At 63.6% G+C, this 12,872-nt stretch carries 10 protein-coding genes; 1 reads left to right on the top strand and 9 read right to left on the bottom strand.

Annotated features, from left to right (window positions below; all coding sequences use genetic code 11):
• Positions 1-75 precede the first annotated feature (75 nt).
• The 5 genes from AC07PQ_RS18475 to treP all read right to left on the bottom strand — a co-directional run bounded on the left by AC07PQ_RS18475 (position 76) and on the right by treP (position 7,516).
• On the bottom strand, positions 76-375 hold the full coding sequence (locus AC07PQ_RS18475) for a PTS sugar transporter subunit IIB (protein WP_493186153.1): 300 nt from the start codon (positions 373-375) through the stop codon (positions 76-78).
• Between the two features lie 2 nt (positions 376-377).
• Positions 378-2,915 carry a phosphoenolpyruvate--protein phosphotransferase gene (gene ptsP, locus AC07PQ_RS18470; RefSeq protein ID WP_493186154.1) on the bottom strand — a complete coding sequence of 846 codons (2,538 nt, stop codon included), beginning with the start codon at positions 2,913-2,915 and terminating at the stop codon, positions 378-380.
• A 60-nt stretch (positions 2,916-2,975) separates the two neighbouring features.
• Positions 2,976-4,199, bottom strand: a complete 1,224-nt coding sequence (locus AC07PQ_RS18465; protein WP_493186155.1) for a maltoporin — start codon at positions 4,197-4,199, stop codon at positions 2,976-2,978.
• A 109-nt stretch (positions 4,200-4,308) separates the two neighbouring features.
• Positions 4,309-5,958: an alpha,alpha-phosphotrehalase gene (treC, locus tag AC07PQ_RS18460; RefSeq protein WP_493186156.1), complete on the bottom strand. Its 1,650-nt coding sequence runs from the start codon at positions 5,956-5,958 to the stop codon at positions 4,309-4,311.
• Positions 5,959-6,073: 115 nt separating this feature from the next.
• Complete coding sequence (treP, locus tag AC07PQ_RS18455; protein WP_009045423.1) at positions 6,074-7,516, bottom strand: PTS system trehalose-specific EIIBC component; 1,443 nt, start codon at positions 7,514-7,516, stop codon at positions 6,074-6,076.
• Between the two features lie 337 nt (positions 7,517-7,853).
• Here treP and treR point away from each other — a divergent pair, with 337 nt between their 5' ends.
• Positions 7,854-8,558, top strand: coding sequence for a trehalose operon repressor (treR, locus tag AC07PQ_RS18450; protein WP_007929570.1), 705 nt, complete (start codon positions 7,854-7,856; stop codon positions 8,556-8,558).
• 18 nt (positions 8,559-8,576) lie between these two features.
• On the opposite strand, the gene AC07PQ_RS18445 is transcribed toward treR, so the two are convergent.
• The 4 genes from AC07PQ_RS18445 to guaB form a co-directional block, all read right to left on the bottom strand.
• On the bottom strand, positions 8,577-9,098 hold the full coding sequence (locus tag AC07PQ_RS18445) for a helix-turn-helix transcriptional regulator (RefSeq protein WP_007929565.1): 522 nt from the start codon (positions 9,096-9,098) through the stop codon (positions 8,577-8,579).
• A gap of 2 nt (positions 9,099-9,100) precedes the next feature.
• Complete coding sequence (locus AC07PQ_RS18440) at positions 9,101-9,382, bottom strand: hypothetical protein (protein WP_007929564.1); 282 nt, start codon at positions 9,380-9,382, stop codon at positions 9,101-9,103.
• A 292-nt stretch (positions 9,383-9,674) separates the two neighbouring features.
• Entirely contained in the window at positions 9,675-11,252 is a 1,578-nt protein-coding gene (gene guaA / locus AC07PQ_RS18435; protein WP_007929562.1) for a glutamine-hydrolyzing GMP synthase, read from the bottom strand.
• 99 nt (positions 11,253-11,351) lie between these two features.
• A complete protein-coding gene (gene guaB / locus AC07PQ_RS18430; RefSeq protein WP_007929561.1) occupies positions 11,352-12,821 on the bottom strand; it encodes an IMP dehydrogenase in 1,470 nt (489 codons plus the stop codon).
• Positions 12,822-12,872 lie beyond the last annotated feature (51 nt).

The following is a 12,872-nucleotide window of genomic DNA, read 5'->3' as shown; positions in this document are numbered from 1 at the left end:
GTGGCTCAGGTGCAACGCATTGCCTGGGTTGCGGACGCTTCGCATCCGTACGCAGCCTCGCTCGCTCGGCAGCGGCTACGTCGGAGACAAGCCAACGAGCAGATGCACCACGCCGCCGACCAGCGCCATCACCCCGGGCACGCCGGCGCTACGCAAGGCTGTGGCATCGAGCAAAGTCGGGTCATGCAATTCCACCCGCACCCGGGTCAGGGCCACGCGCTGCCGGGTCTTGAGGTTGTTGGCGCCGCCCAGCGCCGCAATCACGGCCTCGTCCAGGGCGGCGTCGTCCTTGACCGGGGCCGGCGCTTTCGGTTGGTCGGGCACCAGGTCCGGGGTCAGGGCCTTCCAGAACGCCCGCTGCAATTTCTCGAACATGTTCAGTTCTCCAGAACCGGTGAAGGGGCCAGCGTCGATTGCCGATGCTGGTGCAAGGCGTCACGCACCTGCTCGGCGCTTTCCAGGCCGAGAATGCGCCCGGCGAGGGCCTGGCACTGGCTCAACTCGACCTCGCGCACGCCGGCCTTGATCGCCGGAATCAGCGGCACGCTGACCGACAGCTCATCCACGCCCAGCCCCAGCAACAGCGGCACCGCCAGGGTTTCCGAAGCCAGCGCCCCGCACACGCCGACCCACTTGCCATGGGCATGGGCGGCCTTGACCGTGGAGGCGATCAGGCGCAGCACCGCCGGGTGGAAACTGTCGGCCTGGCTGGCCAGGCGCGGATGATCGCGGTCCATGGCCAGGGTGTACTGGGTCAGGTCGTTGGTGCCGATGGAGAAGAAGTCCACCTCCGGCGCGAACAGGTCGGCCAGCAGCGCCGCCGACGGCACTTCGATCATGATCCCCAGCTTTGGCAACTCCTTGAACCCCAGGGCCAGGGCTTCGTCCTCCAGCATCTGCCGTGCCTGCCGCAACTCCGCCAGCTGGGTGACCATCGGCAGCATGATGTGCAGGCGGGCCAGCCCGGCGCTGGCGAGGATCGCCCGGAACTGTTCGCGCAACAGCTGCGGGCGCTCCAGGCACAGGCGGATCCCGCGCATGCCGAGGAAGGGGTTGGCTTCAGGCTCCATCGGCACATAGGCCAGCGGTTTGTCGCCGCCGACATCCAGGGTCCGCACCACCAGATTGCGCTCCGGCCCCAGGGCCCGGGCGATGGCGCTGTAGGTCGCGGCCTGCTCCTCGTGGCTCGGGGCGACGCCGCGGTCCTGGTAAAGAAATTCCGAACGCAACAGGCCGACGCCCTCCCCGCCCAGGTCCATGGCCTGCTCGGCCTCGGCCAGCGAGGCGACGTTGGCCGTCACCTCGAAGTGATGGCCGTCGCGGGTCACCGCGGCCTGGGCCGACTGCTCCAGCTCCTGGCGCTGGCGCTGCTGTTGCTGCTGACGTCGTGCCTGCAACTGCGCGATCACCGCCGGCGCAGGCTCCAGGTGCAATTCGCCCTGGTCGGCATCCAGCAGCACCGGTGTGCCGCTGGCCAACGCCAGCACCTGTACCGGCAGGCCGCAGATCGCCGGCAACCCCAGGGCCCGGGCCAGAATCGCCACATGACTGGTGGCCCCGCCGCCGACCGTGGCGAAACCCAGCACCTTGCGGGTATCGAGGCCGGCGGTCTGGGACGGGGTGAGCTGCTCGGCAATCAGGATCGCCTGCTCCGGCAGGGCCCAGGCGCTGTCCTGTACACCCAGCAGCAACTTGAGCACCCGCTGGCCGACATCCATCAGGTCCAGGGCGCGCTCGGCCAGCAACGGACTGCCTGCCCCCTTGAACAGCTCGGCGGTGGCTTCGGTGGCGCGGTTCCAGGCGAATGCCGCGCTTTTGCCGTCGCTGATCAGGGCCTGGGCCTGCTCCAGCAGGCTCGGGTCTTCCAGCAGTTCCTGGTGAGCCTTGAAGATCTCGCCCTGGGCTGCACTAGCGGCCTTGTCCCGCAGGACTTGCAGGGCCGCGTTGGCCTGCGCCAGCGCCCGTTCCAGCTGCCCGCGCTGCGCGGCCTGATCGCTGGCGAACTCGACGACCTCAAGCTTCTGCTCGGCCACCTGCACCACTTGCCCGAAGGCCGAGCCCGTCGAGGCGCAGACGCCCCGCAGCAACTTGCCCGCTGGCGTCGCAACCGCCGCCACAGGTTCGGCGGCGATCACCGCGGTCACCGCCTCGCCACAACCACTCGCCAGCAACTCGGCTAGGGTCTTGATCGCCCTCTCGGCATCCTCACCCGCCGCGCTGACTTGCAGGGCATCGCCCTGCGCGGTCTGCAACGCCATGATCGCCACCAGGGACTTGGCGTTGGCGCTGGCCTGCTGCTTGTGCAGGCAGATGCTCGCCTTGAAGCCCTTGGCCGCCTGGGCGAACACCGCCGCCGGGCGCGCATGCAGGCCATTGGGATTGGGCAGCGTCACCGGTTTGGAAAACCGCGCCTCGCCCTCTTCCTCGGGCTCCGCGCTTGGCGCAGGCGCGCCCAGGCTCAGCTGCAACAACGGCTGGCCGCTGTCCACCAACGCGCGGTCCGCGGTCAGCCAGGTGAACGGCTCGCCGCTGACCACCAGCATCAGCGTCAGCAGGCTGCGGGCATGCACGGCGATGTAGTCGGCATCGAACTCGATCAGCGGTTGCCCAGCCTCGACCCGCTGGCCCTCCTCCACCAGGCGGCTGAAGCCCTTGCCCGCCAGGTTCACCGTGTCCAGGCCGATGTGCATCAGCACCTGCACCCCGTTGTCGTCGGTGATGCTCACCGCATGGCCACTGTCCTGCACATTGCTGACCACACCGGCCAGCGGCGCGCGCAAGGTCTGCGAGGTCGGGTCGATGCACAGGCCGTCACCGATGACCCGGCTGCTGAACACCGGGTCCGGCACTTGCTCCAGGGGCATCAGCAGCCCGGACAGCGGCGCGAGCAGTTGCAATTGTTGGGTTGTAGCCATGACTTCACCTGCTGTTTGTTCTTGTAAGTGCCGATGGAGCGCGAGCCCCGACAGCATCGCTTATTTCCACCAGTACTCGACTTGCAATCCGACGTTCGCGCCATGCCTGGCGGTGCCGAAGGCGCCGGTATCGGACAGTGCCGACCCCGCCGCCAGCTCGTTGGCCGCGCGCTTGGCGGCCTGGTTCCAACTGGCATAGGTGTAGTACAGACGCACCTCGGGGCGCGCCCAGAATTCCGGGCCCTTGGGCGACCAGGTCGGGGCGAAGGTGAACTTGCTGAGCTTGCGCGTACCGCCGGGGGCCTCGACCTGATCGTGGCCCAGCTCGGTGACCAGCTTGAACTGCTCGCTGATCGCATAGGCCGGGCGGATGCCCAGGGAGATCCAGTTCTGGTCGTTGCCGTCGGGGCGGGTGTCTTTCTGATAGATCGCCTCGACCTGCCCGCCAAACCGCGGGGTCAATTGCCAGTCGAAGAACTCCACCAGGCGGTAGCTCTTGTTGCTGTCGTCCAGTTGCACATTGCCGGTGTAACCCAGCCCGGTGCCCGGGCCTTCGCCGTACTGCAACGCCAGCTTGTTCTTGCCGCCGAGGAAGTCCTTTTGCACATGCTGGGCGGTGATCGCCCAGCCCCGATGGGCGTCGCGACTGTCGGGCTTGTCGATGTAGCTCAGGCCCAGTTCCAGCTCGCCGCCGGGGTTGGTCTTGAAACCGGCGACGTTGAAGTCGTGCCGGTTGATGTAGTCCTTCTGGTACAGGTTGTCCTTGCGCGAGAAGGCATAGCTGTATTTCAGGTCGCCGATCAGCACGTCCTCGATACCGCCGCCAGTGGCGCTCTGGTTCCAGTAGTAGAAGTCGGAGATATGGATGTCGTTGCGCTTGTAGTAACGCCGGCCGGCCCACAGCGAGCCGCCATTGAGGCTGGGCATGTTCGACCATTGGGCATACATCTGCGGCATGCGCGCCGAGCCGTTGTCGCCCTGGAAGGTCAGGCTGCGGTCGTACTGGTTATACAGCGACGCCATGGCATCGACACTGAGCACCGAGCCGTCGTCCAGGGTGTACAGGTCCTGGCGCAGCTCCAGCTCGGCGTACTGTTCGCATTCGTTGCCCAGGCGGTATTTGGACTGGGCGCCGGGCAGCTGGAAACAGGATTGCGAGCTGCTGTTGACCGAGGTCCCGAGGCCGCTACGCAAGTAACCGGCGAACTCCAGGGCCTGGGCCGGGAACGGCAAGGCCAGGCAGACGCAAGAGGCTGCGAGACCGCGATTTATTGTTGTTTTCATAAGCCACCCCATTATTTTTATTCTGTGTGTGTGCCCCGCAGGCGCCGCCCTACCGGCGAGCGAAAGCTCGCGGTGTACCGGGCACGCCGCGCTCATGCGGGGAAGGTTGTCAGCGGTCGATCAGGTGCAGGACAAAGGACTCGTAAGGCCGCAGGAACAGCTGGCGACTGCGGGTTTGATGGTCTGCGTAGTTACTGATGACCAGGCGCTGCTCCATGCGCTCGGCCATCACTCCCTCCGGCAACTGCACTTCGCAGGCGCTGCCGTAGAAATTGTTCACCACCAGCAGGCGCTCGCCCTGACCCTCGCGCAGATAGGCCCAGACCTGCGGGTGCTCGGCCAGCAGCTGGCGATATTCGCCGTCCTGGATCAGCGGCTCGCGACGGCGCAGGGCAATCAGCTGGCGATAGTGGTGCAACACCGAATCCGGGTCTTCGAGCTGCTGCTCGACATTGATTTGCGCGGCATTGGCCGGCACGCCGATCCAGGGCTCGACGCTGCTGAAACCGGCATGGGCCTCGGTATTCCATTGCATCGGCGTGCGCCCGTTGTCCCGGGACTTCTGCATGATCGCCGCCATGTTGTCCGCCTCGCTGTCGCCGGCTTCGCGCTTGAGGCGGTAGATGTTCAGGGTCTCGACATCGCGGTATTGGTCGATGTGGGTAAAGCCGGGGTTGGTCATGCCCAGCTCTTCGCCCTGGTACACGAACGGCGTGCCCTGGAGGAAGTGCAGCGCAGTGGCGAGCATCTTCGCCGAGACCACCCGGTACTCGCCGTCGTCGCCGAAACGCGACACCACCCGTGGCTGGTCGTGGTTACACCAGAACAGCGCATTCCAGCCGCCACCGGCCTGCATGCCGCTCTGCCACTCGGAGAGAATGCGCTTGAGCTGGAGGAAGTCGAAATCGGCGCGGATCCACTTCTGCAGGTTCGGGTAGTCGACCTTCAGGTGGTGGAAGTTGAAGGTCATCGACAGCTCTTTCGACTCGGGCTGCGAGTAACGAATGCAGTGCTCGAGGCTGGTGGAAGACATCTCGCCGACGTTGATCAGGTCAAAGCCCTCGAAGACCTCGCGATGCATCTGCTGCAGGTACGGGTGCACGTTCGGGCCGTCGGTATAGAAGCGTCGACCGTCGCTGGCATCTTCCGGGAAATCCGCCGGTTTGGAGATCAGGTTGATCACGTCCAGGCGGAAGCCGCCCACGCCCTTGTCGCGCCAGAAACGCATCATCTTGAACACTTCGGCGCGCACCTGGGGGTTGTCCCAGTTGAGGTCCGCCTGGGTATGGTCGAACAGGTGCAGGTAGTACTGGCCGGTCTGCGCTTCGTATTCCCAGGCGGAACCGCCGAACTTGGACTCCCAGTTGTTCGGCTGGTCACGCCAGATGTAGAAGTCGCGATACGGGTTGTCGAGGCTGCTGCGCGCCTGCTGGAACCACTCATGCTCGATGGAGGTGTGGTTGACCACGATGTCCAGCATCAGCTTGATGCCGCGCTTGCCGGCCTCGGCGATCAGCAACTCGCAATCGGCCATGGTCCCGTAGCTCGGATCGATGGTGTAGTAGTCGCTGATGTCGTAGCCGTTGTCGCGCTGGGGCGAGCGCAGGAACGGGGTGAGCCACAGGCAATCGACACCCAGCCAGTGCAGGTAGTCGAGCTTGTCGACCACCCCCAGCAGGTCGCCGGTGGCCTGACCGCTGTGGCTGTAGAAACTCTTCGGGTAGATCTGGTAGATCACCGAACGCTGCCAGTCTTGCATGGCGGGCTCCTTCAATGGGTTGGGTACAGGCCTTGAGGGCCTCATCGCGAGCAAGCTCGCTCCTACAGAGGAATATGCGGTCATGTAGGAGCGAGCTTGCTCGCGATGCGATTTATCAAGCGACGCGATACCCCGGCCGGATGATCTTCATGCTCAAGCCGCAGGTCAGCACGAATGGCACCACCAGGGCGACGACCATGCCGACCACGAACATCGGGATGTACTGGGGAATGATCGAGATGAATCCCGGCAGCCCACCGACGCCGATGGCCGAGGCCTGGACCTTGTTCAGCGAGAGGAAAATGCAGCCCAGCGCCGAGCCGATCAGCGCGGCGTAGAACGGGAACTTGTAGCGCAGGTTGACCCCGAACATGGCCGGCTCGGTGATGCCAAAATAGGCGGAGATCGCCGAGGTCGAGGCCATGCTGCGGTCCCGCGCGTTGCGGCTCATGCTGAACACCGCCAGCGCCGCACTGCCCTGGGCCAGGTTGGACATGACGATCATCGGCCAGATGAAGGTGCCGCCCTGGGTCGAGATCAGTTGCAGGTCCACGGCGAGGAACATGTGGTGCATGCCGGTGATCACCAGCGGCGCGTAGAGCAGGCCGAAAATCGCCCCGCCGACCATTGGCGCCAGTTCGAACAGGGTGACCACGCCTTCGGTGATCAGGATTCCCAGGTGCCGGGTCACCGGGCCGATCACCGCCAGTGCCAGCACGCCGGTGACCACGATGGTGGTGATGGGCACGACCAGCAAGGTGATCGCATTCGGCACCCGCGCCCGCAGCCATTTCTCGATGACGCTCATGACATAGGCCGCGAGCAGGATCGGCAGGATCTGCCCCTGATAGCCGACCTTCTCGATCTGGAACAGGCCGAAGATGTCGAAGTACGGCAGGCTCTGGCCCTCCAGCCCGGCCACGGCCTTGCCGTAGTTCCAGGCATTGAGCAGGTCGGGGTGCACCAGCATCAGGCCCAGCACGATGCCGAGAATTTCGCTGCCGCCAAAGCGCTTGGCCGCCGACCAGCCCACCAATGCCGGCAGGAATACGAAGGAGGTGTTGGCCATCAGGTTGATCAGGCTCCACACGCCATCCAGGGTCGGATAGGCCTCGAGCAGGGTCCGGCCTTCGATGAACATGCCCTTGGCGCCGATCAGGTTGTTCACCCCCATCAGCAGGCCGGCAATGATCAGCGCCGGCAGGATCGGCATGAAGACATCGGAAAACACTCGCACCAGACGCTGCATGGCGTTGGTCTTGTCGGCACCCTTCTGCTTGACGTCGGCGATGGTGGAAGCGGCCAGCCCGGTGAGTTGGCGCAACGCGGCATAGACCTTTTCGACCTCGCCGGGGCCAATGACCACCTGGAACAGGCCACCGGTGAAAAACGAGCCCTTGACCAGATCGATCTGGTTCAGCGTCGCGCTATCCACCCGGCTCGGGTCCTTGAGCGCCAGGCGCAGGCGGGTGACGCAATGCGCGGCTTGTTCGAGGTTGTCGGCGCCACCGAGGCTGTGCAGCAACTCGCTGGCGATCGTGGAGTAATCGTGGCTCATGCTTGTTCTTCCGCTTTGGTTTTTTGTTATTGGCAGCACGCCGAAGCGAAAAATACTCGTCTGTACGAGTTAAAGCAACAACTCGTACAGACGAGTTTGCCGGCATCGCTCCGAAACCCGGGTCGCAGGGAGTTTCTGCTGCGCAAAAACGGCTCTAGATCCACACTCTCCGGCAGAGCGCGCCATGCGCGACAGAAAATTCTTAAACTGCTGTAAGGTGTTTCATTGCCATTTCGACACCCGCAGTCAGGCGTTCGACCCACTCGCCTCAAATAGACAAATCCGCTCACGGCCCTTAAGGTTCCCGCCTTGAGCGCAGACGGCACAGAGCCATCCCATGAGTAAATACAACCAGATCTACAGCGATCTGCTTGCCAGCATCACCACCGAGCGCTTGGAACGCGGCGCTCGTCTGCCTTCCGAAACCGAGTTGATGGACAGCTACCAGGCCAGCCGCGGCACTGTGCGAAAGGCCATCGAGCAGCTGCAGGAGCGCGGCTTCGCCCAGAAGATCCATGGCAAGGGCACTTTTGTGCTGTCGCCGCACCCGATCGAGTTCCAGCTGGGCGGCATTGTCAGCTTCCAGGAAACCTATCCGCGCCTGGGCAACGACGTCAGTACCGAGGTGGTGGAGTTCACTCAGTTCCCCCTCGAAGGCGCGTTGCGCGAACACCTGCAGGCCGAGGAAGGCAGCCTGATTACCCGCATCAAGCGGGTGCGGCGTATCGATGGCAAACGGGTGATTCTCGACATCAACCACTTCGTCGCCGAGTTGATCCCGGGGCTGGACCGGCAGATTGCCGAGCACTCGATCTACGCCTACATCGAACAGACCCTGCAATTGCAGATCAGCTACGCCCAGCGGACCATCGAGGCCACCCCGCGCACCCGGGATGACCAGCAGCACCTGGACCTGGAGGGCCAGAGCCACGTGATAGTGGTCAGCAACCAGACCTTCCTGCAGGACGGCCGGCAGTTCGAGTACACCGAATCACGCCATACCCTGGACAAGTTCTACTTCTCGGACGTCGCCCGACGCTGACCACCGCGGCAGGCCCGCTCAACCCAGCAGCGCCACCAGTTCGGCGCTCGGGGTGCCGACCCGCCGGGCCTCCTTGGCGACGTTCACGGATTGCGCGACCCGCGCCACCTCTATCACCGGATGCTGCAACTGGTAACCGCCCCGGGCCTCCAGCCAGCTCAGCACTTCCGCCAGATGCCAGAGCGAGGCACTGCCCTCGTGGATCGCCAGGGGGAAACTGCCGGCATGGTTGAGCATCAACTTGCGCATGTTCTGCCGGGAGACCCCGACGATGTCGGCAATCTCGCTCAGGCCGACGAAATCCGGGCTCGCCTCTACCAGCCGCGCATCCGGAATGATCCGCTTGATATCGCCCAGGGCACTGAGCAGCGCCGCCTCACCGCTTTCGGCCTCGCGGCTGAACTCCAGTGCCAGGCGCCCCGCCAGCCCGGTACCGACCAGCGCATCGGTACAGCCCCCCGCGCCAAGGCGCTCCACCAGCACGTCCGGGTCGCAGTCGTGGGCGGGCAGCAGGTAGTTGAGGGTAAACAGGTATTCCATGGTCATGACTCCCGACGAGGTTGCGGGACTTTCCCGCCGCGCAGCTGATTCAGCGTGCAGTTGTCGATTACCCGGCACAGTGCCCGGGCATGCTGGAGGGGATTTTTCGGCGTGCTCCACACACTGGTGATGCAGAACTCGCCGCAACGACACACCTCGCTGTTGTAAGGGCAGTAGATCTTGCCCCAGGCATGACTACCGCCGACTTCGACGCGCCAGCCCTGCCATTCGGCGTAACGCAGCGCCATTTCAATGTCTTTCTTGGGATGAGGTGTGCGAGCCATCCATGGCCTCCAGTCTCGTCAACAATGAATTGGTTGTCAACTGACAACCACAAATATTCTGAACACCTGCGCCGGAGTCGCCAGAGGCCGCCGCTGGGAGAGTTCGATGAATGTCTATCAAGGGTACACAGGCCAGGCGGGCGACGATGGGCCCATGTCTTTCCTGGTATTGCGGGAGGGCTGGAAAACGGGCTTTTTAAAGACCCTGAAACACAAATGGCGATCGACACCCGAAGGTCTCGATCGCCATTGCTGTTGCCTGAACGATCAGCTGCCGATCACTCGGCCGGGATCATTCCCACTCGATGGTGGCTGGCGGCTTGCTCGACACGTCGTAGGTGACGCGGGAGATGCCTTCGATCTCGTTGATGATCCGGCCGCTGACGGTTTCCAGCAGCTCGTAAGGCAGGTGCGCCCAACGCGCGGTCATGAAGTCGATGGTTTCCACGGCACGCAGGGCCACGACCCAGGCGTAACGACGGCCGTCACCGACCACGCCCACCGATTTCACCGGCTGGAACACCACGAACGCCTGGCTGACCTTGTGGTACCAGTCGGCCTTGCGCAGCTCTTCGATGAAGATGTGGTCGGCGCGACGCAGCAGGTCGGCGTATTCCTTCTTCACTTCGCCAAGGATGCGCACGCCCAGGCCCGGGCCCGGGAACGGGTGACGGTAGACCATGTCGTACGGCAGGCCCAGCTCCAGGCCCAGACGACGGACTTCGTCCTTGAACAATTCGCGCAGTGGCTCGACCAGCTTGAGGTTCATTTCTTCCGGCAGGCCGCCCACGTTGTGGTGCGACTTGATCACGTGGGCCTTGCCGCTCTTGGCGCCAGCCGACTCGATCACGTCCGGGTAGATGGTGCCCTGGGCCAGGAACTTGATGTTGTCCAGCTTGCAGGATTCGGCATCGAACACGTCGATGAAGGTACGGCCGATGATCTTGCGCTTCTTCTCCGGGTCGGCTTCGCCGGCCAGGTTGTTGAGGAACTGCTCCTCGGCGTTGGCGCGGATCACCTTGACGCCCATGTTCTCGGCGAACATGGCCATCACTTGCTCGCCTTCGTGCAGGCGCAGCAGGCCGTTGTCGACGAAAACGCAGGTCAGCTGGTCGCCGATGGCCTTGTGCAGCAGGGCCGCGACCACCGAGGAGTCGACGCCGCCGGACAGGCCCAGCAGCACGTTGTCGGTGCCGACCTGGGCACGCACCTGGGCGATGGCGTCTTCAGCGATTTTCGATGGGGTCCACAGGGCTTCGCAGCCGCAGATGTCGAGGATGAAGCGCGACAGGATGCGACCGCCCTGCTTGGTGTGGGTCACCTCCGGGTGGAACTGCACGCCGTAGTAACGCAGGTCGTCGTTGAACATGCCGGCGATCGGGCAGCTCGGGGTGCTGGCCAGGATGTGGAAGTCTTGCGGCATCTTGGTGACCTTGTCACCGTGGCTCATCCATACGTCGAGGCCGAACAGGCCGTCAGCGTCGACGTGGTCTTCGATGCCGTCCAGCAGGCGGCTCTTGCCGACCACATCGACGCGGGCATAACCGAATTCACGCAGTTCGGAACCCTCGACCTTGCCGCCCATTTGCTCGGCCATGGTCTGCATGCCGTAGCAGATACCGAAGACCGGCACGCCCAGGTCGAACACCGCTTGCGGGCAACGCGGGCTGTTGGCTTCGTGCACGGACTCGGGGCCGCCGGCGAGAATGACGCCTTTGGGAGCGAATTCGCGAATCGCTTCGTCATCCATGTCGAACGGATGCAGTTCGCAGTACACGCCGATTTCACGCACGCGACGGGCGATCAATTGGGTGTACTGAGAACCGAAATCGAGGATCAGGATGCGGTGGGCGTGAATGTCGAGGGCCATGATTCAGTCTCGTCTAGGTAATTCGAAAACAGTCGTGATTCAGAAACGACTCGGGGCTGAATAAAACAGCCCCGGTCATTTAACGTTTTGCTTGAAGCATCAACCTACGCGGTAGTTTGGCGCTTCCTTGGTGATCTGCACGTCATGGACGTGGGATTCAGCCATGCCGGCGCCAGTGATGCGTACGAACTCTGGCTTGGTGCGCATTTCTTCGATGTTGGCGCTACCGGTGTAGCCCATGGAAGAACGCAGGCCACCCATCAGCTGATGGATGATGGCGGTCAGGGTGCCCTTGTAGGGAACACGGCCTTCGATGCCTTCCGGAACCAGCTTCTCGGCACCCGCAGAGGAGTCCTGGAAGTAACGGTCGGAAGAGCCCTGGGCCTGGGACATGGCACCCAGCGAACCCATGCCGCGGTAAGCCTTGTAGGAGCGCCCCTGGAACAGTTCGATTTCGCCTGGCGCCTCTTCGGTACCGGCGAACATCGAGCCCATCATCACGCAGGAAGCACCGGCGACGATGGCCTTGGACAGGTCACCGGAGAAGCGGATGCCGCCGTCGGCGATCAATGGAACGCCGGTGCCTTCAAGGGCCGCGGCGACATTGGCGATGGCGCTGATTTGCGGTACGCCGACACCGGCGACGATACGGGTGGTGCAGATCGAGCCAGGGCCGATACCGACCTTGACCGCGTCGGCGCCCGCTGCGGCCAGGGCCTTGGCTGCTGCACCGGTGGCGATGTTGCCGCCGATTACCTGCACTTGCGGGTAGTTTTCCTTGACCCAGCGAACGCGGTCGATCACACCTTTGGAGTGACCGTGGGCAGTGTCGACCACCACCACGTCCACGCCGGCGTTGACCAGGGCGGCAACGCGGTCACCGGTGTCTTTACCGGTACCGACGGCAGCACCTACGCGCAGACGACCTTGATCGTCCTTGCTGGCCAGCGGGTAAGCCTTGGCTTTTTCGATGTCGTTGACGGTCATCATGCCTTTGAGGGCGAACTTGTCGTCGACGATCAGCACGCGCTCGATGCGGTGCTTGTGCAGCAGCTCGCGCACGTCGTTCTTGTCGGCGCCTTCCTTGACCGTGACCAGGCGCTCTTTAGGCGTCATCACTTCACGGACACTGGCGTCCAGGCGGTTTTCGAAACGCACGTCACGGGAAGTGACGATGCCGACCAGGTCGCCATCGTGCAGTACCGGAACGCCGGAAATATTGTGCATGCGGGTCAGTTCGAACAGGTCGCGCACCGTGGCGTCAGCCTCGATGGTGATCGGGTCTTTGACGACGCCGGCTTCGAACTTCTTGACCTTGCGGACTTCGGCAGCTTGCTGCTCGATGGTCATGTTCTTGTGGATGATGCCGATGCCACCTTCCTGAGCCATGGCGATTGCCAGACGGGCTTCAGTGACGGTGTCCATTGCGGCGGAAACCAGTGGAATATTCAGCTCGATGCCACGGGTAAGACGGGTCTTGAGACTGACTTCGTTAGGAAGCACCTCGGAATAACCAGGCACTAGGAGAATGTCGTCGAAGGTCAGAGCTTCTTGGCTGATACGCAGCATCGCGGGGGCTCCCGAGCGGGAAAATGGAAGCGCGCCATTATACTCAGACAC

The sequence above is a fragment of the Pseudomonas sp. GW821-FHT09E12 genome (assembly GCF_059416085.1).
This window is presented reverse-complemented; position numbering and strand designations above follow the sequence as displayed.